Here is a 20,275-nt window from a genome sequence, read left to right on the forward strand (position 1 = left end):
TATGTGCGAAGTGGCCGCTTGCATCAAGAGCGGAGTGGCTACAGGTCGCGGAACCACTCGGGCAGGATGGTGCGGCAGACGTAATTTATGAACGGGGGCTTGACGATGCCGCGTTTGGCATCGCGGATCGGGTTGTCGCGGATTTGGGCATAGCCTTCTGCCACGGCCTCGTCCCACGGTAGCTCCTTGGCGGCGGCCATTTTGCGAAAGAACCGTTTGGCGTGGAAGTCGGGGTTGGCCCAGCCGTTCACGTTCCAATCCTCGCCCACGCTGTCGGCCACCGATTGGCGCACGGCGTTGGTCGCTTTCAGCGCGTCCGAGTTAGCGTGTTTGAGGTGCACAAAAAACACATCGTCGGGCATCTCGAAGGGGAAGTCTTCGGTCCGTCGATAGCCGCAAAAGACGCCGTGCCAGCGCAGCGGCAGGGATTTGCGCACGGCCCACGCCTTGGAGTAATTGCCTGTGACGCAGGCGATATTGCGGTGGGCCAGCACGCGGTCATCGGCGGTCAGTACCTTGTCACCCTCCACTTCCGCAAGGTTCAGACCCAGCGCAAACAGGGCAGGGGCCTTTGTCGCCTCGAACAGCTCGGTGAAGGATGCGTAGGTGGCGGGGTTAAAACATACCAGTTCATCCGCATCCGTTTGGATCACCCAGTCATACAGATTGCCAAGGCCGCTTTGGATGTCGTTGATCACGCGCAGGCGCACACGGTCAAAGTTGCGCAGATCCCCGCGCGGGATGTTGATGATGCTGGCCTGCGGGCAGATTTTTGCGATCTCGGGGTCGATCCCGTGCGAGATGACATAAAGGTTCTCGTGGCCCAGATGCTCGCCATAGTGGCGGTACCACTGGGCCAAGGCCCAATAGTCGCGGTAAACCATCGTAATCGCGCAAATCTTCATGCCTGAATCCTTCTTGTTCTCAGGGGTAGCGGCACGCGGGGGCGCAATCAAGGAATTGCCGCCGCAGGGGGGCGGATTTTCGTGACCTGTGGGGCGTTATCCCATGACCTGCGCCAGCAGCCAGTCGCGAAAGGCGACCGCCATACTGTGCGATGTGTCGGCGCGCAGGTGGTAGCCTTCGATGCTGGGGGCGATGTGGTCGTGCGCCTGTACCAAGGTACCCGTTTGCAATGGATGCGCGGCCAGCACGCGGCTGACCAAGGCGATGCCGTTGCCATGCTCGGCCAGATTCAGGGCCGCGCCGAAGCTGTCCACATAAAAAGCAGGCGTGCGCCGTTTGTTGCCCGACCAGACGGCCCAGCCCGCCGAAGTGCCAACGGATTCGATGAGCGGTAGCGTGTCTACCGTGCCTGCCAGATGGGGCGATTTCACGGCGATCAACCCGTTCGGCTCCAGCTGCACGGCGTCGCGGCCGAATTGCTTGGCGGTCCCGAAAGGCACCTCAACATCGGCGCGGACGCTGTTGAAATCATCGGGCCAGATCGTGCTGAGAAACCGCAGGCGCACCTCTGGATGCGCTGCGGTGAATTCCGCCAAGCGCGGCGTGATCAACCATTGCGCCACACTGACCGAGGTCGCCACCGTCAGCAGGTTTTCGGCGGGGCCAGTCCGCGTGCCTTGGGCCGCCGCCGAGAGTATCTCGAGCGCGCTGGCCACCTGCGGCATCAGCTTGCGCCCCTCGTCCGTCAGGGTCAGACCCCGTGGGCGGCGCACAAACAACACCACGCCCAGCGAGGTCTCCAACGCTTTGACGTGCTGGCTGACGGCCGATTGCGTCATGCCGATCTCATCCGCGGCGGCGGTAAAGCTCAGCTTGCGGGCCGCGGCCTCGAAGGCGCGGAACCACGCCAGCGGGGGGAGGGATTTTGCCATGGTCAAGCCATCCATTAGTTCTGCTTATACCTAAGCCGCCAAATCATTCGTTTGTCAATTTGGCGTGCCTGCGGCCACCCTCGCGCAACTGGAATAAAGGCAGGTGCCCATGCAGCCCGAGATACGCAAAATTGTAACCTACGACGAAGAAGTGATGATCGAAGGCTTCAAAACCGCCGCGACCCCGTGGCGCATGTTTGCGGTCGCCGCTGTTGTGCGCAACCCTTGGGCGGGCCGCTTTGTCGAAGACCTCAAGCCCGAGATTATGGCCTACGGCCCCGTGCTGGGCGGGATGATGACCGAGCGCATGATTGCCCTTGCTGGTGGTTCGGGCAACGCGATTGAGGCCTACGGCAAAGCCGCGGTGGTCGGCCTCAATGGCGAGATCGAGCATGCCTCGGGGCTGATCCACACGCTGCGCTTTGGCAATTTCTATCGCGAGGCTGTGGGCGCGAAATCCTATCTGGCTTTCACCAACACACGCGGCGGGGCGAATGCGCCGATTATGGTGCCGCTGATGGATAAGAACGACGCGGGCCGCCGTTCGCATTACCTCACCATCCAGTTCGCAATCCCCGATGCGCCACGCGACGACGAGGTCGTGGTGGTGCTGGGCGCTGCAATGGGCGGGCGGCCCCATCACCGTATCGGCGACCGCTATCAAGATTTGAAGGATCTGGGTCATGACGTGGACAATCCGGCAGCGGTCTAGGCGTGGTCCCCTCACCGCGATTGACGCGGGCGCGGGGCCCTTGGTCGTGCTGATCCACGGCGTTGGCCTGCGGGCCGAGGCATGGGGCGCGCAGATTGATGCGCTGTCGCAAGACCACCGCGTGCTGGCGTTTGACATGCCGGGCCACGGCGGCAGTGCGCGGGTGGAGGGCACGCCTGCGCTCGCGGCTTATACAGAGACAATCGCGGCACAGATTGATGCGCCCTGCGTTGTGATCGGCCACTCATTTGGCGCGATGATCGCGCTTGATCTGGCGGTGCAACATGGCGCGTTGGTCAACGGCGTTGCCGCGCTCAACGCGATCTTTCGCCGTGACGCCGATGCGGCCCGCGCTGTGCAAGCCCGCGCCGCATCGCTGGACGGGACACGCGTGGCGGACCCTGCAACACCGCTCGCCCGCTGGTTCGGGCAGGCGGAAAGCGATCAGAGCGCGGCCTGCCGCGACTGGCTGCTGGGCGTCGATCCCGCTGGCTACCGCGATGCCTATGCCGTTTTCGCCGATGCGGATGGGCCAAGCGATGCCGCCCTCGCATCACTGCGCTGCCCCGCTTTGTTCCTGACAGGCGCGGAGGAGCCGAACTCGACCCCTGCCATGTCGCAGGCCATGGCGGTCCGCACGCCCCAAGGCCGCGCCGAAATCATCGCGGGGGCGGCGCATATGATGCCGATGACCCACGCCGACCAGACCAACGCGATCATCGCGGATTTCCTCAAACCTCTCACCGAAAGGACCTGACCATGGACTTCTCTCTCTTTGCACATATGGAGCGTATCTCACCCGATCAGGACCAGCGCAGCCTGCGCCATGAGCTGATCGAGCTGGCCAAGATGGCGGATGATGGCGGTATGCGCGCCATCTGGACCGGTGAGCATCACGGCATGGATTTCACCATTGCCCCCAACCCTTTCATGAGCCTTGTGGACCTGAGCCACCACACCAAGAACCTGCGCCTTGGAACGGGTACGGTGGTCGCGCCCTTCTGGCACCCGGTCAAACTGGCAGGCGAAGCCGCTGCCGCCGATCTGATTACCGATGGAAGGATCGAGGTGGGCATTGCCCGCGGGGCCTATAGCTATGAATATGAACGCCTCATGCCGGGAATGGACGCATGGGAGGCAGGCTGCCGTATGCGCGAAACGGCCCCGCTGTTGCCGAAGCTTTGGTCGGGCGATTGTGCCCATGAAGGCGCCTATTACCAATTCGCCGCCACCACGTCTGCGCCGAAACCCGTACAGGACGGCGGCCCGCCCGTCTGGATCGCGGCGCGGGATGCCAACAGTCATTCCTTTGGCGTAGACAACGGATTCAACATTCAGGTCACCCCCCTGTGGCAGGGTATGGCCGAGATCGAAGACCTCATGGCCAAATTCAACACCGCCTGCGCCGCATACGCAGGGCCGCGCCCCAAGATCATGCTGCTGCACCACACCTATGTCGGCGCGGATGCGCAGGACGTGGACACCGCCGCCCAAGAGCTGTCGCAGTTCTATTGCTATTTCGGCGCTTGGTTCCAGAACAAGCGCCCCGTGACCCAAGGCCTGATCGAGACGCTCAGCCCAGCGGAGATGGCTGCCAACAAGATGATGGCCCCCAAAAATATGGCCCGCGATCTGACCATCGGCACCGCGTCCGAAGTCATCGACAGGATCAAACGCTATGAGGATCTGGGCTATGATGAATTTTCCTTCTGGGTAGACAGTGGCATGACTTTTGCGCGCAAAAAGGACAGCCTGTCACGGTTCATCGACGATGTGATGCCGGCATTTACATGAGGTCCCCCATGACACAGCAGCCCCACTATCAACTCTTCATCGACGGCGCGTGGTGCGACGGCGCGGATGGCCAGACCATGACCACGACCAACCCCGCCACGGGGGCGGTCTGGGCCAGCTTTGCCTGTGCTGCCCCTGCGGATGTGGACCGCGCCGTGGGTGCCGCCCGCCGTGCGCTGGGCGATCCGGCATGGCGCGACATGACACAAACGCAGCGCGGCAAACTGTTGTACCGCTTGGCCGAACTGGTCGAGGAAAACGCCACCAACCTGGGCGAGATCGAGACAACAGACAGTGGCAAACTGCTGGCCGAGACGGCCAGCCAGACAGGATATGTGGGCGATTATTACCGTTATTATGCGGGGCTTGCGGACAAGATCGAGGGCGCGGTGCTGCCCATCGACAAGCCAGACATGCATGTCTTTACCCGCCGCGAACCTATTGGCGTTGTGGTCGCTGTGGTGCCGTGGAACGCGCAGATGTTCCTCACCGCGACCAAGCTGGGGCCAGCCTTGGCGGCGGGCTGCACCGTGGTGCTGAAGGCGTCCGAAGTGGCACCCGCACCCATGCTGGAATTTGCAAAACTGATTGAAGCGGCGGGCTTTCCGCGTGGCGTTGTTTCGGTGATCACGGGGGATGCTGAAAATTGCGCGGTCCCGCTCACCCGCCATGCGGATGTGGACCGCATCGCGTTTACCGGCGGGCCTGACACCGCCCGCCATGTGGTGCGCAACTCGGCTGAGAATTTCGCCGTGACCTCGCTGGAACTGGGGGGCAAGTCGCCCATAGTGGTATTCGACGACGCCGATCTGGAAGGCGCGGCGAACGGGTTGATCGCGGGCAATTTCGGCGCGTCGGGGCAAAGCTGTGTCGCGGGGTCGAGGGGATTGATTCACCGCCCCGTGATGGAGGCGTTGATCGCCCGCATCACCGAGAAATCACGCGACATCGTCGTGGGCGACCCGTTGGAGGCTTCCACCCATGTCGGTCCCCTGTGTACGCAGGCGCAAATTGAGCGGATCGAGGCGACGCTGGCGCGTGCCACGCAACAGGGCGCACGCATCCATTTTGGCGGCGCGGCCTTGGCGCGGGATGGCACCTATATGGCCCCGACACTGGTCGAGTGTCTGGACGCGCAGACCGAAACGCTGGCGGTTGAGATGTTCGGGCCTGTCATGTCGCTGCTGGCGTTTGATACGGAGGAAGAGGCGATTGCGCTGGCCAATGACACGCCCTTTGGTCTTGGCTCGGGCGTGTTCACGCAAAACCTGGCCCGCGCGCACCGTGTGTCGGCGCGGCTGAAGGCGGGGATTTGTTGGGTGAATACGTACCGCGCCATCTCTCCCATTGCGCCCTTCGGCGGGTATGGGCAATCGGGCTATGGGCGCGAGGCAGGGATGGATGCGATCAACGACTATACGCGCACCAAAACCACATGGATCAGCACCGCCGACACGCCAATGGCAAATCCCTTTGTCATGCGCTGATTGCGCCGTTTGGCATCATCTTTGAAGGTATTTCACAGATCGACCAATAGCTGCTTAGGGATGTCAGGACCTGCGCCAATTCTGACAAAGAGTTCGGTTTGACGATATAGCCGCTGGCGTTGCGATCGTAGGCAAGGTCCACGTCCTTTTTATTGGCCGAGGTCGTGAACATGAACACCTGCAAATCGCGCAGCCCTTGCGTTGCGCGCAGCTTTTCCAGAAACTCATGCCCGTTCATGCGCGGCATATTTACATCCAGCAAGATGACAAACGGCCGTGGCACCTGCGATGTTGCCAGATCATCCTCCAGCACCTTAAGCGCCTCAATCCCGTCTTTGGCGCAGACCAGCGTGGCCGCGCTGTCGATTTTCCGTAATCCGCGCTTGAGTAATTCGATATCCAGGTCGTTGTCTTCAACGAGTAGAATGTTCATTTCTTGGGGCATTATGCGGCCTCCTTTCTTTGGTGTGAGGGATGTTCGCCGCTGTCCAGCGGCCAATCAAAACTAAATGTCGCGCCTTGACCGGGCGATGACTGTAGCGTGACGTCACCACCGACCTGCGCGACCAGCTTTTTCACAACAGCAAGGCCGATGCCCGTGCTTTCGACTTTGGTATTGGTGCCAAGGGTCTGGAACACAGCAAAGATACGGTCGTGAAATTCGGGGGCGATGCCCGGTCCGTTGTCTTGCACGCCAACGTGGCAGCGACCGCTCAGCGCTGTGATTGCGATTGCAATGCGCAGCGGTTTCACATCGTCATGGTATTTGACAGCATTTCCAACAAGGTTTTCGATTACCCGCCGGAAATACAACGGCTCCGTGGTGATCTGCGCGACATCGCTGGTCACCTTGAGCTGCTCTTCCGCAAGCGCATAATCAGTCCGCAACGCACGGGCCAGATCGCCAATTTCGGCGGGCTGGGATTTGGCTTGGTCGGGCGTGAGTTGGGAGTAGTCAAGAATCCCTTGGGTAAGGTCCTGCATACGGGCGACCCGTTCGTGAATGCGCTTGAGGTTGCTCGCGACATCGGGGTTCGCGTTGTCTGATTTGAAATAAATTTCAAGGTCTTCTTCGATTATCTCGGTCAAGCCGCCGATCCCACGAATTGGCGTGCGCAGATCATGCGACGCGACATAGGCGTATTGCTCTAGCTCTTCGTTTTTGGCGCTGAGGGCCTGATTGGTTTCGGCAAGCTGCGCCGAGGAGGCCTGCAGGTCGCGTGTCACGCGATCCGCATAGCTGACGGCCCGCGCATTGGCCCGTGCCATCAAAAACAGAAGCGCAATGATAAGCCCTTCGATCATCAACCCCGCCGCCAATATCGCGGTGGGCGTCTGGTTGGAAAGTTGCCGCCGAAATGCCAGATCCGACCGCATGTCGATGTCCCAGACCCGTCCGAACATGGGCAAGCGAACTTCTTCTGAAAACAGGGGACTGTGATCCGTGTTGGGGTCTTGGGGGTCGTGTTCATCATAGATGATCTGACCTGCGTCACGAATGCTGAACCGGACATTGCGCAGATCTTTGGCCAAGAGCCCCTCCATCAGCTTATGCACAACAAAGGGCGCATAAACGGCGCCTTTGAACTGCGCCCGTCGTGCGGCGCGTGTTTGCGGCGCTTCGCTTGAATAGAACGGGGCGTAGAATAGGAATCCGGGTGTTTTGCCAGCGTCCTGAACCAGCGTGATCGGCCCTGTGATGTTCGCCAGACCCGTATCGCGGGAAAGAAGCGCCGCAGTGCGTCGGTTCGTTTCATGCGCGACATCCAGCCCGATCGCGGCGGCGTTTATGGCTTCGGGCTCGATATAGGTGATTGGCATCACGAACTCGAACTCGTGGGATGGGAACACCTTGAAATCGGGTCGTTGCTTGCGCTGTTGGGCCAGATAAGGCCCAATCGCGCCGCGTTCCAGATAGTGGATGACACCCATGCCGTTGATACCCGGGTGGCGTTCTTCAATCCGCAGGGTGTGGGCAAAGCGGTACCAATCGACAAGCGATATGTCGGCGTTGTGCGTTTCCACGGCCGCGACACCGGCCCACAAGGCGTCCTCGTATTTCACCATCCGTTCGCGAATGGCGGCCAGCGTGCGGTCACGGGACGCGGCAAAACTTTCGGCAATCCGCACCTCCATTTGCCTTTTGGAGAACTGCCACGCAGTCAGCGTCAAAATGAGGGACAGCGAGACCACGATCACGTGAAAGACCGTGATTCGCCCTTTAAGGTTTAGAAGATGTTGCGGCACGTCGGGCTCCGGTTCTGACTACACCAAGACGTCCTAGCATCGGGGAGTTAAGAAAAGGCTGCATGCGCAAACCAGTCAGAGGCGGCGGGGAAGGGTTGTGAGGTGCGGGAAAACAGGCATTCTGTTTATGCTATATTGGGCGGCTTTCGGTATCTGAAGATGGCGCGGAAGCCCTGATACCTTGGCCGGTGCCACGGCGCATCTATACCCACAAATCCAACCTGCTGGATCTTGGGCTGTTTCTGGCCAGCCGCGTGGTTGTCACCTTTGGCATTGCCGCGGCAGTTTTCTTTCCCACCACTGTGGCGTTTTTGGTGCTGACACAGATGGCGGACGGTGATTTTACCCCCTCCCTATAAGCTGGCAGCGCGGGCTGGCGGCGACATTTATCATCGTCGTTGCCTCGGACTTTTGTAAATACCGTGTGCATCACGCATGGAAATTCCTGTGGCCGTTCCATGCAGTGCATCAATCGGCCGATGTGCTGACGCCATTGACCGTGCAGCGGAAACACCCCGTCGAGCCGATGATCCGCAATCTGCTGACGACATTGGTCGTAGGCGTGGTGCAGGGCGTGGTGGTCTATGCCTTTGTCAGCCAGATCAATCTGGCCACAATCAGCGGCGGCGCAATCGGTGGCGACGTCGCAAGGCTTCTCGCTTTATCTGGTGCACTATCCCACGCTGCATTTGCTGGACGCGACCCTGCCTGCGACATTGCCCGCCTATAACCTGTGGCTGTCGGGCTTCACCCTCGCCATATGTTTCGGCTTTGCCGCACTGTTCGAGCGCCCCTTGCGCCAGTTCCGCAGCATCTCCCACCGTATCTGGGCCTTGATCGCGCAGCCCCAAGCGGAAGCGGCCAAGCCCGCACCCTGATGCGGAAACCATTGCGCTGGGACAGGCCTTGCCACTAGGCTGATGCCAGACATTTGGCACTCAGGCTCAGGATACCGCAATGGCCCCGCGTGACACGCTTCCCCTCACCAGTTTTCACTGGGGCACCTACCGGGTCGAGACGGAGGGCGGCAAGGTCACGGCCCTGCACCCGTTCGAGGAAGATCCCGATCCTTCGCCCATCGCGGGCTCCATCCCCGCGACACTGACAGATGCCAATCGCATCACGGCCCCCATGGTGCGCAAAAGCTGGCTGGACCACGGCCCCGGCACCGCAGGCGAAAAGCGCGGACGTGAAGAGTTTGCCGAGGTCACATGGGCGCAGGCCGAACAATTGATCGCGGACGAGCTGACCCGCGTGATCGCAAAGCATGGGAACGAAAGCATCTTTGCAGGCTCTTACGGCTGGGCCAGCGCTGGGCGGTTCCACCATGCTCAAGGGCACCTGAAACGCTTCCTCAATCTGCTGGGCGGGTTCACCAAACACGTCAACAGCTACAGCCTTGCGGCGGGCGAAGTGATCCTGTCCCATGTCCTTGGCGATGCCTCCTATATCTACGAGGCGACCCATTGGCCTTCGGTGATCGAGAATACCGATCTGGTCGTGGCCTTTGGCGGCTTGCCGCTGTCCAACGCGGCCATCGGGCAGGGCGGCTTGGGAGCGCACCACACCGCAGGCGCTCTAAAGGCGGCGCGGGCGGCGGGGGTCGAGTTTGTCAGCATCTCGCCCATTCGCGGCGACACCGATGCGGCATTGCAGGCGCAGTGGCTTGCCCCGCGCCCGTCCTCTGACACGGCGTTGATGATCGCGCTGGCTTATGTCCTGCTGGACGAAGGGTTGCATGATCCGGCTTTCCTTGATCGCTATACCGTTGGCTTCGACACCTTCGCCGCCTATCTGCGCGGCGACGACGATGGCCAGCCTAAAACGCCCGACTGGGCCGCCGCCATCTGCGATATTCCTGCCGCCCGGATCACCGCACTGGCGCGGCGTATGGCGCAGGGGCGGACGATGATCTCGGTCGCGTGGGGGATGACGCGGCAGGACCATGGCGAGCAACCCTTCTGGCTGGGCACTGTCCTTGCCGCGATGCTGGGGCAGATCGGTCTGCCGGGGGGCGGGGTGGCCTTTGGCTATGCCTCGGTCAACACCGTCGGGCTGGAACGCGCGCCTATGCATTTCGAGGCGCTGCCGCAGGGCCGCAACCCTGTGCAGACCTTTATCCCCGTGGCCCGCATCGCGGAGCTGTTGGAGAACCCGAATGGCGCGTTTGCCTACAACGGTCAGACCCACCGCTTTCCCGATACGCGGCTGGTGTGGTGGGCGGGGGGCAATCCGTTTCACCACCATCAAGACCTGAATCGCTTGCGCCGCGCATGGGCCAAGCCCGACACGGTGATCGTGAACGACTGGTGCTGGAACGCCGCAGCCCAACACGCCGACATCGTGCTGCCCTGCACCACCCCGTTGGAGCGTGACGACATCACCCTTTCGCCCCGCGACCCCTATGTTGTGGTCATGTCCAAAGCGATTGAGGCCGCGGGTGCGGCCCGCGATGACTATGACATCTTTCGCGGTATCGCAGCCAGGATGGGGGTGGAGGAGGCGTTCTCCGAAGGGCGCGATGCGGGGCAGTGGCTCGAATGGCTCTATGACAACTCGCGCAGCCATGCGGCGAAACGCGGGGCCGTCATGCCGACACTTGCAGATCTGCGCAAGGCAGGCTGGCACAAGATGGATGTGCCGCGGGAAACCCACATCATGCTCGCCGATTTCCGCGCCGATCCGCAGGCCCACCCTTTGCGCACCCCCAGCGGCAAGATCGAGATTTCCTCCGACAGGATCGCCGGCTTCGGGCTGGAGGATTGCGCAGGCCACCCGCATTGGTATGCGCCTGCCGAATGGCTGGGCGCGGCTGCGCAGGACGAACTGCACCTGATTTCGAACCAACCCAAAGGCAAACTGCACAGCCAGTATGACCACGGCCCCTTTGCCCAAAGCCACCGTGTCGCAGGGCATGAGCCTGTGGTGATGCACCCCTCCGATGCCGACACCCGCGGGATCGCGGCGGGCGATGTGGTGCGCGTTTATAACCAGCGCGGCGCCTGCCTGTGCGGCGTTGTGCTGAGTGATGACATCCTGCGCGGTGTCATCCGCATTTCAACGGGCGCGTGGTATGATCCCGACCCCGAAACAGGTGAATGCCGTGCGGGCAATCCCAATGTTTTGTGCCGCGACAAAGGCACATCGCAACTGGCCCAAGGTCCCACGGCCCATTCGTGCCTTGTGCGGGTCATGGCGCGGCCTGGTGCCCCGTGACCGGATTTTCCTTTGCAAAAGCGCAATTCATCGCTATGAACAGGGCAAATGTTAGCGCTAACTTATGTGTAGAGATAGGACCTGACCCGTGTCTGTGAACAAAACCCTGAACGACATCACCGCCCGCATCGTGACCCGCAGTGCCGCCAGCCGCACCGCCTATCTGGAGCGGATGCAGGCGGCCCGCCGCAAAGGACCGTCGCGGGGGCATTTGTCGTGCAGCGGGCAGGCCCATGCTTTTGCCGCCGCTGGCCCCGACCAAGGCGCACTTGCCACGGGGGCTGCGGGAAACCTTGGGATCGTTACGGCCTATAATGACATGCTCTCGGCGCATCAGCCTTATGAGCGCTATCCGACCCTGATCCGCGACGCGGTTCGCGCAAAAGGCGGCACGGCGCAGGTCGCAGGCGGCGTGCCCGCCATGTGCGATGGCGTCACCCAAGGCGAGGCGGGGATGGAGCTGAGCCTGTTTTCACGCGATGTGATCGCCATGGCTGCTGGTGTCGCGCTGAGCCATAATACATTCGATGCGGCGGTGTTTCTGGGCGTCTGTGACAAGATCGTGCCGGGCCTTGTGATCGGCGCGCAGGTCTTTGGCCATATGCCCGCCGTCTTTATCCCCGCAGGTCCGATGACCAGCGGTCTGCAGAACGAGGAGAAGGCAAAGGTCCGCCAGCAATTCGCCGCAGGTGAAGTGGGCCGCGATGCGCTCATGGCGGCCGAGATGGCCGCCTACCACGGCCCCGGCACTTGCACCTTCTACGGCACCGCCAACACCAACCAGATGTTGATGGAGTTCATGGGCCTGCACCTTCCGTCCTCCAGCTTCATCAACCCCGGTGAGACGATCCGCGACGCGCTCACGGTCGAGGCGGCGCACCGTGCGCTCGCGCTCAGCGATTTGGGCGATGACTATACGCCCGTCTGCGAAATTCTGGACGAAAAAGCCTTTGTGAACGGCATGGTCGGGCTGATGGCCACGGGCGGCTCGACGAACTTGCTGATCCACCTGATTGCGATGGCGCGGGCGGGGGGGATCATCCTTGATTGGCAGGATTTCTCGGACATCTCGGACATCGTGCCGCTGCTGGCGCGGGTGTATCCGAACGGGCTGGCGGACGTGAACCACTTCCACGCGGCAGGCGGGCTTGGCTATATGATCGGCCAGCTGCTTGAGACGGGCTTGCTGCACCCCGACACCAAGACCGTCGCGGGCGAGGGGCTGCACAACTATACCCAAGAGCCGTTTATGGACGGTGGCGCGCTGGCATGGCGCGCTGGCACGACCGAAAGCCTCAACCCCGGTATTCTGCGCCCCGCGTCCGAGCCGTTTGCGACCTCGGGCGGGCTGAAACGTCTGTCAGGCAGCCTTGGCACCAGCGTGATCAAAATCTCGGCCGTGGCGCCCGAGCATCATCTGATCGAAGCCCCTGTGCGGGTCTTCCACGACCAAGAGGCCGTGAAGGCGGCCTTCAAAGCGGGTGAGTTTACGGGGGATGTGATCGTCGTCGTCCGCTTCCAGGGGCCAAAGGCCAACGGGATGCCCGAACTGCACAGCCTGACGCCGATGCTGGGCATCTTGCAGGGGCGCGGGTACAAGGTGGCGCTTGTCACTGATGGGCGCATGTCGGGTGCGTCTGGCAAGGTGCCTGCCGCGATCCACGTCAGCCCAGAAGCGTTGGATGGCGGGCCAATCGCATATCTGCAAGACGGCGATGTCTTGCGTCTCGACGCGGGCGCAGGCACGCTGGAGATCCTGAGCGAAGGTGTGCTGGACCGTGATGCGGCCACTGCCGAGCTTGGGCAAAATTACTTTGGCACGGGCCGCGAGCTGTTCGCGCCGTTCCGCAATGCCGTCGGCACCGCCGACACGGGCGCTTCTGTATTCGGGAACTGAGACATGAAAAACGACACTGCATTTATTCGCGAACTGGCGGGGCTTGCCCCGATTATTCCTGTGATCGTCGTCGACGACGTGGCCGATGCCATCCCGCTGGCGACAGCGTTGGTGCGTGGCGGTCTGCCCGTGCTGGAGGTGACATTGCGCACCGATGCGGCGTTGGACGTGATCACTGCCATGGCCACGGTTGAAGGCGCACGCGTGGGGGCAGGGACCTTGGTCACGCCCGAAGACGTGACCGCAGCAGTCGCCGCAGGTGCGACATTCGGCGTTACCCCCGGCTCGCCCCCTGCGTTGATTGATGCGTGTTTGCAGGCAGGGCTGCCGCTGTTGCCCGGTGCGGCCACCGCGACCGAGGCGATGACATTGCAGGACCGCGGTTTTGAGGTTCTGAAGTTTTTCCCTGCCGAAGGCGCGGGCGGGATCACCACGCTCAAAGGGTTGGGCGGTCCGCTGCCGGGTCTGTCTTTTTGCCCTACGGGCGGGGTCAGCCCCAAGAACGCAGCCGATTACCTTGCGCTGCCAAATGTCGCCTGTGCGGGCGGCAGCTGGATTGCGCCGCTGGATCTGGTCAAAGCGGGCGCATGGGACGAGATCGAGCGCCGCGCCGCCGAGGCGAGCGCTCTGCCGCGCTAGTCGAACGATAGATCGACACGGCCAAACTCCCCGAAGTCGGCGGCGAATACGCTGCCGGCTGGAGCCTCAACGGGGCGAATAAACGATCCCGACAGGACAATCTCGCCTGCTTTTAATCCGTGGCCGAACTGGGCCAAGCGGTCCAGCAGCCAGATGATGCCCGTGGTGGGATCGTTGAGCACACCCGCTCCCAGCCCTGTTTCCTCGATCACGCTATCACGGGCCATAATCGCCCCGACCCAACGCAGGTCGTGCGCGTCAAAGGCGTGGGTCTTGTCGCCCATCACGATGCCCGCGTTGGCTGCATTATCGCTGACGGTATCGGTGATGATCCGCGCCTTGCCTGTCGTCAGGTCGCTGCGCAGAATGCGCGTATCAAGGATTTCCAGACAGGGGGCGACATGATCGGTGGCGGCAATGACATCGGCGCGGCTGTGCCCTGCGCCCGCAATGTCTGCCCCCATGACAAAGGCGATCTCGGCCTCGATCCGTGGCTGGATAAAGCGGCCCTTGGGCACTGTATCACCGCTTTGAAACAGCATGTTATCCAGCAGCACGCCGCTGTCTGGCGTGGTAATTCCCAACGCTTGTTGCATCGCACGGCTGGTCAGGCCAATCTTCCATCCGATCCGGTGCCGCCCTGCGCCATAGTGCAGATCAACCAGCGCGTCCTGAATGCGGTAGGCGTCCTCCAGCGTGGCGTCAGGATAGGCCGAGGAGATGAGGCCGCATTGCTCGCCTGTGCGGTCGGCCTCGAACAGCATCGCGGCGGCGGCACTGATGTCTTGCGGGGTCATTCGTCCACCACACCGTTAGAGAGCGTGCCGATGCCTTCGGCAAAAACCTCGATCTGGTCGCCGGGCACCAAAAAGCGCGGAGGGTCGAACCGTGCGCCCGCACCCGTGGGCGTGCCGCTGACGATAATGTCGCCCGGCACCAGTGTGGTGAAGGTCGAGATATAGGCGATCTGGCGGGCCACGGGGAACAGCATACGGCCCGTGCGATCATCTTGCCGCACCTCTCCGTTTACGCGGGTTTGCAGAGCCACGTCCGTGATCTGGTTGTCGTCGGTAAACGGCACCAGCCACGGCCCCATCGCGCCCGACCCGTCCCAGTTTTTGCCTTGGGTCACGTTGAACTTCGCGTGCCGCACCCAGTCGCGCAGCGTGCCTTCGTTGCACAAGGTCAGCGCCGCGATATGGTTCAGCGCGTCCTCTTGTGCGATGCGTCTTCCGCCCTTGCCGATGATCACCGCAATCTCGCCCTCATAGTCCAGTTGCGGCGTCTCTGGCGGGCGGGTCAGCGGCGTGCCGTGGCCCACAAACGAGCGTGCAAACCGCGGGAAAAGTGACATGTTGGGCGGCGCGTCTTGGCCGTCCTTATACTCGGCGTTGCGGTCGGGGAAGTTGACGCCGACGCATATGATTTTCTCGGGGTTGGGGACGGGAATGTCCCAGCGGAATGTGCCGTCTGCGTGGGTCACGTCGCGCCCTTGGGCCATGTCAGTCAGCTGCCTTAAACCGTCTGCTGCGATCACGTCACGCAGGGTCGGCCAGTCGGGACAGTCGGGCGATAGGGCAATCATCCCGCCTTTCGCTACCGCGCCGTAAAACTGCTGCCCGTCAGATGTGTAGGTTGCAAACTTCATAGAGCCTCCGCCAGTTCGCACAGCACGTCATAGGCTGTGTCGATGTCTTCTTTGGTGCAATCAAACTGCCCGATCTGGAAGCGGATCACCATGTCGCCCTCGGCCACGCGAGTCTGCGTCACGTAGATACGACCATCGTTGTTGAGCGTTTCGACAAAGTCCAGTTGCGCCGCATCATCATGGCCTGTCAGTTTGAAAGTGAACAGCGACAGGATCGGGTCAGTCACGATTTCGAATTTGGGATGCGCTGCGATGCGGGCGGCCAGTTCTTCGGCCCATGCAACGTGATTGCGGATGCGCATGCGCAATCCCTCCATCCCGTAGGACCGCATGAGGAACCACAGCTTTAGCGCACGGAAACGGCGGCCCAGCGGGATCGACCATTCCGAATAGTCGATCACATCCTCTGCCCCTGGCGTCAGCAGATAATCCTCGCGCATGGCAAGGGTTTTGACCAAGGCTTCGGGGTCGCGGATGAAGTGGGCAGAGCAATCGAATTGCGCGCCCAGCCATTTGTGCGGGTTGAAGACGACACTGTCCGCGCCGTCCACCCCTGTCCACAGATCGCGGAATTCGGGGCAGACCATCGCGGCACCCGCCCATGCGGCGTCCACGTGGGAGTATATGTCTTCGGCCTGCGCGACGCGCACCACGGCGGCGATGTCATCGCAGGCCCCCATGCTGGTCCCGCCCGTGCAGGCAACCACGCCTGCGGGGATGTGGCCTGCGGCACGGTCGGCCTTGATCGCGGCGGCCAGTGCGTCTGCGTCCATGCCGCGCATGGGGCCTTTTGTCGGGATGCGCACCAGATTTTCACGCCCGATGCCCGCCACCCAAACCGCCCGCTCGACCGAGCCGTGGACCTCGGCCGAGGCATAGACCCGCAAGCGCCCTTGGGCATTCAGGCCCGCCACATTGCCGCGCCCTTGGGTCGCGCGTTCGCGCATCACCAGAACAGCCGCCAGCGTCGCAGACGAGGCGCTGTCCTGAATAACGCCTGTAAAGCTGTCTGGCAGGCCGATGCCTTGGCGCAGCCAGTCGATCATCCGCGTCTCAAGCTCGGTCGCGGCGGGCGAAGTTTGCCACAACATGCATTGCGCGGCCAAGGTGGTGACCAGAAACTCCGCCAGCATCGAAGGGGGGGAGGCATTGGCAGGGAAATACGCAAAGAAGCGCGGGTGCTGCCAATGGGTCATGCCGGGCATTACGATGTTCTCGAAATCGCCAAAGATATGTTCCATGTCTTCGGGGCCTTCGGGCGGCGACAGGGGCAGCTGGGCGGCGATCTCGCCGGGGCGGACCTGTGCGCGCACGGGCTGGTCGCGCAGGTTAAGGTGATAGTCGCGGCCCCAATCGGCAATCTTGCGGCCCCATTGGGCAAACCCGTCCCAGTTCATATCATCCCTCACTGTGTTGCTGTCGCGCAGCCAGACTAGCCCATCGTGCTGTGCCGGACCTATCCAATATTTAATTGCTTTGTTAAATAAAATGCCTTCCGATGTCAATTGAGGGTGTGTCATTCGCCAAGAGATGGGCCATACTGCCCGTATGACTGAAAAAAGCCGCCCCACCTCTGCCCTGCGCCGGACCAACAGGTCCTTGCCCATTGCATTGTTGCGGGCGCGTGAAACCGTGATGGGGCCTGTGCGCGAGATGCTGGCAGGCACGCCCGTGAACGAACAGAAATGGCGTGTGTTGCGGGTGCTGGAAGAAGGCGGTGCCCAAGATCAGAACACCATCGCGCAAAAGGCCTGTTTGCTGCTGCCCAGCCTGACGCGCATTTTACGCGCGATGGAGGATGACGCCCTTGTCTCGCGCACCGAAGACCCGAAAGACCGCCGCCGCAGTATTGTCCAGATCGAGGCCGCAGGCCGCGCCATTCTGCAAGAGCGCGGCGAACAGGCGGCGGCCCTTGTGACCGATTTGCGTGCCCAATACGGGGATGCCAAGTTCGAGCAGTTGCTGGACCTTCTCGAAGATCTGCAAGCGGTAGAGATCAAGCGCTAGCTTCTATGGTCCTGCCGCGCAGGGCCGCGGTACTTTGCGGTCAATTCGTCGTCGACCTCCGTGCCGTCATACAGGAATGGCAATATGCCGCGCCGCAGGGATTTGCCGCGCATTGCTTTGATGTCATCCTCTGATTTGGTCACGCGCTGTGACATGCGGCGGCCCCATTGGGCCAGCATCCCGTACAAGCGGTCAATCTGGTGCTGGTGGCTGTCGCCTTTGGCTAGATCTACAAATTCGTCGGGGTCTTCCTTCAGATCAAACAACATCGGGCGAAAGCCCCCTTCGGCGTGCATCATCTTGTACCGCCCGTCAAAGACCATAAACAGGCGGGCATCGCGCGGCTCCAGCCCCAGCTTCATGCATTGCGGCGTGGCGGAATAGTCGTACTCCGAAATCACGAATTCGCGCCAGTCGGGCGTCTGCCCGTGCAACCACGGGATGAGCGAGCGGCCCTCGATGATGTGATCGGGCACTTTGCCCCCTGCGGCCTCAACAAAGGTCGCGGCCAGATCGATGCTCTCGACCAGCGCGTCATTGGTGGTGCCACGGGTGCTGTCTGCCTCGCTGCGCGGATCAAAGATGATCAGCGGGACTTTGACAGATTGTTCATGGAACAGGTCTTTTTCCCCCAGCCAGTGATCGCCCAGATAATCGCCATGATCGGATGTCAGCACAATCATCGTGTCTTTGAGCGTGTCCGTCTCCTCCAGATGATCCAAAAGGCGGCCCAGCTGGTCGTCGCATTGTTTGATCAGGCCCATATAGGCGGGGATGACTTTGTCGCGCACCTCCTCGCGTTGGAAGGCGCTGGCGATTTTGTTCTGCTGGTAAGCACCGTAAACGGGGTGCGCGTCCTCACGCTCGATCTCTGAGCGGCGGGCGGGGGGCACGTGTTCGGGGCCGAACATATTGTGATAGGGCGCGGGGACGATGTAGGGCCAATGCGGCTTGATAAAGCTGACATGCGCGCACCACGGACCTTTGGTCTGCGCCATAAACTCGATCGTCTGGGAGGTGAGCCACGGCGTCTCGCTGTCTTGCTCGGCGATGTTGGCGGGCTGGTCGGCGTTGCGGAACATCCAGCCAGAGGCGATCTGTTGATCCGTCACGCCTGCGTTGGCATAGTCGGCCCAAGGGTTTTCGCCGTCGTATCCCTTTGATTTCAGGTATTCGTTATAGGGCGAGCGGCGCTCGTCATAATACCCATCCGGGCCATAGGCCCACAGGCCGTCATCGCGGGCCCACGCGTCAAATCCGCATTCGGCCTGCCGTGCCCCGATGGTGGTGTCAGGGGCAAGGCCCAACCGCTCCATCCCTTCGGCGTCGGCCTTCATATGGGTTTTGCCCAGCAGCCAGCAGTCCATGCCAGCGCGGCGCAGATGGTCGCCCAAGGTCTGTTCGCCCACCCGCAGGGGAAAGCCGTTCCATTGCGCGCCGTGGCTGGAGGCATAGCGCCCCGTGTAATAGCACATGCGGCTGGCCCCGCAGATCGGGGATTGCACATAGGTATTGGTGAACCGCACGCCCATCGCGGCCACACGGTCGAAATGCGGCGTCTTCAGATGCGGGTGGCCCGCACAGCTCAGGTAATCAAAGCGCAATTGGTCATACATGATGAACAGTATATTCATGGCGGCGGCCCCTTCGGTATCTCGCGAAATATGCACGCAGGCGGCCTGCGGCGCCAGTGCTATAGCGTGGCATCAATGACGCAACTCAGGATTGATCAAAAGGGGCGGTGACTGCGCCCTTGGCGCGAATCGGTTGTGCGGCCTAAGGATAGGGCCGCTGTGGGGGCGACGAATACAGGATTGTCAGATGTTTAAACACGTCGCCGGCACGCTCACTGCGGCCATTCTTACGGTATTGATGTGTGCGCCAGCCGCGCAGGCGCAGACGCGCGAAAGCCTCGGCTATGGCCGTTTGATGACCAATGACTATTTCGGTGACGGGTCCGACCGCTGGCGCACGGGATCGTGGACCTCGTCGCGGGTGTGGGGATCGGGCTGGGACGGGCGCGCACCGAAACGCTTTGGCGATCTGATTGAGCTGCGTCTGTCGTCCGAAATTTTTGCACCCGACAACCTCACGCGGGCCTCCGCTGGTGATCGGCCCTATGCGGGGGCGCTGTCGCTGGGGGCGCATACGCATTTTGAGTACAAAGGTTTTGACGCGGCAGTCGGCGCCGATCTGGTAGTCACTGGCGCGGGTACGGGCCTCGGGAACTTCCAACGCGCCGTGCACAAGGCGCTGGGCGTGCGGGTGCCGTCGCGTGTGACGCTGGATGACCAGATCGACGGCGGCTTGCATCCCACAGTGGTGGCCGAGTTTGGCCGCGAGGTGTCGGTCACGCCAAACCTGCGGCTACGCCCCTTTGTCGAGGGCCGTGCAGGTGCTGAAACGATGGTGCGGGCAGGCGTTGATCTGACCTTCGGCTCTGTCGGGGCGGGCGAATTGCTGGTGCGTGAAAGCGTGACCGGCCACCGCTACCGCGTGATACAGGACGCGGAGGCGGGCGGGTTTTCGTTCCTGCTGGGGGCTGATATTGCCCATGTGGCAAGCAGTATTTACCTGCCAGAGGATCGCGGATACACCCTGACCGAAAGCCGTGACAGACTGCGGGCGGGCATCCAGTGGCAGGGCGAACGGGCGTCGGCCTTCTACGGTGTGACCTATCTGGGCGAAGAGTTCGAGGCCCAGACCGAAGGGCAGGTCCTGGGCTCCATCCAGATCAAGTTCAGCTTTTGAAGATGATTTAAACGCAACAGTTGTGCGCGCCTTGCCAAA

At 61.9% G+C, this 20,275-nt stretch carries 19 protein-coding genes and 1 pseudogene; 12 read left to right on the plus strand and 8 right to left on the minus strand.

What is annotated here, in order from left to right; all coding sequences use genetic code 11:
• Positions 1–38: 38 nt before the first annotated feature.
• Positions 39–905, minus strand: a complete 867-nt coding sequence (locus ABMC88_RS04475) for a glycosyltransferase family protein (protein ID WP_349575642.1) — start codon at positions 903–905, stop codon at positions 39–41.
• Positions 906–1,001: 96 nt separating this feature from the next.
• On the minus strand, positions 1,002–1,838 hold the full coding sequence (locus ABMC88_RS04480; RefSeq protein WP_349575643.1) for a LysR family transcriptional regulator: 837 nt from the start codon (positions 1,836–1,838) through the stop codon (positions 1,002–1,004).
• A gap of 109 nt (positions 1,839–1,947) precedes the next feature.
• Here ABMC88_RS04480 and ABMC88_RS04485 point away from each other — a divergent pair, with 109 nt between their 5' ends.
• The 4 genes from ABMC88_RS04485 to ABMC88_RS04500 are packed head-to-tail and all read left to right on the plus strand — an operon-like array spanning position 1,948 to position 5,831.
• The gene (locus ABMC88_RS04485; RefSeq protein ID WP_349575645.1) at positions 1,948–2,550 is read left to right on the plus strand and encodes an amino acid synthesis family protein; all 603 of its coding nucleotides are present in this window, start codon (positions 1,948–1,950) and stop codon (positions 2,548–2,550) included.
• Entirely contained in the window at positions 2,522–3,307 is a 786-nt protein-coding gene (locus ABMC88_RS04490; RefSeq protein ID WP_349575646.1) for an alpha/beta fold hydrolase, read from the plus strand. The genes ABMC88_RS04485 and ABMC88_RS04490 overlap by 29 nt, the downstream gene beginning before the upstream one ends.
• Before the next feature lie 2 nt (positions 3,308–3,309).
• On the plus strand, positions 3,310–4,344 hold the full coding sequence (locus ABMC88_RS04495) for an LLM class flavin-dependent oxidoreductase (RefSeq protein ID WP_349575647.1): 1,035 nt from the start codon (positions 3,310–3,312) through the stop codon (positions 4,342–4,344).
• Between the two features lie 8 nt (positions 4,345–4,352).
• Positions 4,353–5,831 (plus strand): aldehyde dehydrogenase, encoded by a 1,479-nt coding sequence (locus ABMC88_RS04500; RefSeq protein WP_349575648.1) that lies wholly within the window; start codon positions 4,353–4,355, stop codon positions 5,829–5,831.
• On the opposite strand, the gene ABMC88_RS04505 is transcribed toward ABMC88_RS04500, so the two are convergent.
• Together ABMC88_RS04505 and ABMC88_RS04510 are read right to left on the minus strand one after the other, a co-directional pair.
• Entirely contained in the window at positions 5,821–6,276 is a 456-nt protein-coding gene (locus ABMC88_RS04505; RefSeq protein WP_349575649.1) for a response regulator, read from the minus strand. The two genes, ABMC88_RS04500 and ABMC88_RS04505, sit on opposite strands and share 11 nt — an antisense overlap.
• Positions 6,276–8,078: a CHASE domain-containing protein gene (locus tag ABMC88_RS04510; RefSeq protein WP_349575650.1), complete on the minus strand. Its 1,803-nt coding sequence runs from the start codon at positions 8,076–8,078 to the stop codon at positions 6,276–6,278. The genes ABMC88_RS04505 and ABMC88_RS04510 overlap by 1 nt, the downstream gene beginning before the upstream one ends.
• Positions 8,079–8,266: 188 nt before the next feature.
• On the opposite strand from ABMC88_RS04510, the gene ABMC88_RS04515 reads away from it, so the two are divergent.
• The 6 genes and pseudogenes from ABMC88_RS04515 to eda all read left to right on the plus strand — a co-directional run bounded on the left by ABMC88_RS04515 (position 8,267) and on the right by eda (position 13,830).
• Positions 8,267–8,437 (plus strand): hypothetical protein, encoded by a 171-nt coding sequence (locus ABMC88_RS04515; protein ID WP_349575651.1) that lies wholly within the window; start codon positions 8,267–8,269, stop codon positions 8,435–8,437.
• Between the two features lie 65 nt (positions 8,438–8,502).
• A pseudogene (locus ABMC88_RS18520) lies at positions 8,503–8,616 on the plus strand (hypothetical protein); the annotation flags it as partial.
• Between the two features lie 46 nt (positions 8,617–8,662).
• Positions 8,663–8,956 carry a hypothetical protein gene (locus ABMC88_RS04520; protein WP_349575652.1) on the plus strand — a complete coding sequence of 98 codons (294 nt, stop codon included), beginning with the start codon at positions 8,663–8,665 and terminating at the stop codon, positions 8,954–8,956.
• A 79-nt stretch (positions 8,957–9,035) separates the two neighbouring features.
• The gene (locus ABMC88_RS04525) at positions 9,036–11,294 is read left to right on the plus strand and encodes a molybdopterin guanine dinucleotide-containing S/N-oxide reductase (protein ID WP_349575653.1); all 2,259 of its coding nucleotides are present in this window, start codon (positions 9,036–9,038) and stop codon (positions 11,292–11,294) included.
• Between the two features lie 88 nt (positions 11,295–11,382).
• On the plus strand, positions 11,383–13,191 hold the full coding sequence (edd, locus tag ABMC88_RS04530; RefSeq protein WP_349575654.1) for a phosphogluconate dehydratase: 1,809 nt from the start codon (positions 11,383–11,385) through the stop codon (positions 13,189–13,191).
• A gap of 3 nt (positions 13,192–13,194) precedes the next feature.
• Positions 13,195–13,830, plus strand: coding sequence for a bifunctional 4-hydroxy-2-oxoglutarate aldolase/2-dehydro-3-deoxy-phosphogluconate aldolase (gene eda, locus ABMC88_RS04535; RefSeq protein WP_349575655.1), 636 nt, complete (start codon positions 13,195–13,197; stop codon positions 13,828–13,830).
• Here eda and ABMC88_RS04540 read toward each other — a convergent pair.
• The 3 genes from ABMC88_RS04540 to ABMC88_RS04550 are packed head-to-tail and all read right to left on the minus strand — an operon-like array spanning position 13,827 to position 16,875.
• Positions 13,827–14,627 (minus strand): FAA hydrolase family protein, encoded by an 801-nt coding sequence (locus ABMC88_RS04540; RefSeq protein ID WP_349575656.1) that lies wholly within the window; start codon positions 14,625–14,627, stop codon positions 13,827–13,829. The genes eda and ABMC88_RS04540 overlap by 4 nt on opposite strands.
• Positions 14,624–15,478, minus strand: a complete 855-nt coding sequence (locus ABMC88_RS04545) for a fumarylacetoacetate hydrolase family protein (protein ID WP_349575657.1) — start codon at positions 15,476–15,478, stop codon at positions 14,624–14,626. Before ABMC88_RS04545 ends, ABMC88_RS04540 begins: the two co-directional genes overlap by 4 nt.
• Positions 15,475–16,875 carry a pyridoxal phosphate-dependent decarboxylase family protein gene (locus ABMC88_RS04550; RefSeq protein ID WP_349575658.1) on the minus strand — a complete coding sequence of 467 codons (1,401 nt, stop codon included), beginning with the start codon at positions 16,873–16,875 and terminating at the stop codon, positions 15,475–15,477. Before ABMC88_RS04550 ends, ABMC88_RS04545 begins: the two co-directional genes overlap by 4 nt.
• 151 nt (positions 16,876–17,026) lie before the next feature.
• On the opposite strand from ABMC88_RS04550, the gene hpaR reads away from it, so the two are divergent.
• On the plus strand, positions 17,027–17,485 hold the full coding sequence (gene hpaR, locus ABMC88_RS04555) for a homoprotocatechuate degradation operon regulator HpaR (RefSeq protein WP_349575659.1): 459 nt from the start codon (positions 17,027–17,029) through the stop codon (positions 17,483–17,485).
• Here the strand turns inward: hpaR and ABMC88_RS04560 are convergent.
• Entirely contained in the window at positions 17,482–19,119 is a 1,638-nt protein-coding gene (locus ABMC88_RS04560; protein ID WP_349575660.1) for a sulfatase-like hydrolase/transferase, read from the minus strand. The two genes, hpaR and ABMC88_RS04560, sit on opposite strands and share 4 nt — an antisense overlap.
• Before the next feature lie 187 nt (positions 19,120–19,306).
• Here ABMC88_RS04560 and ABMC88_RS04565 point away from each other — a divergent pair, with 187 nt between their 5' ends.
• The gene (locus ABMC88_RS04565) at positions 19,307–20,236 is read left to right on the plus strand and encodes a lipid A-modifier LpxR family protein (RefSeq protein ID WP_349575661.1); all 930 of its coding nucleotides are present in this window, start codon (positions 19,307–19,309) and stop codon (positions 20,234–20,236) included.
• The last annotated feature ends 39 nt before the right edge of the window (positions 20,237–20,275 follow it).

Origin of the sequence: Sulfitobacter aquimarinus (assembly GCF_040149565.1) — a bacterium.
Classification (GTDB): Bacteria; Pseudomonadota; Alphaproteobacteria; order Rhodobacterales; family Rhodobacteraceae; genus Sulfitobacter; species Sulfitobacter aquimarinus.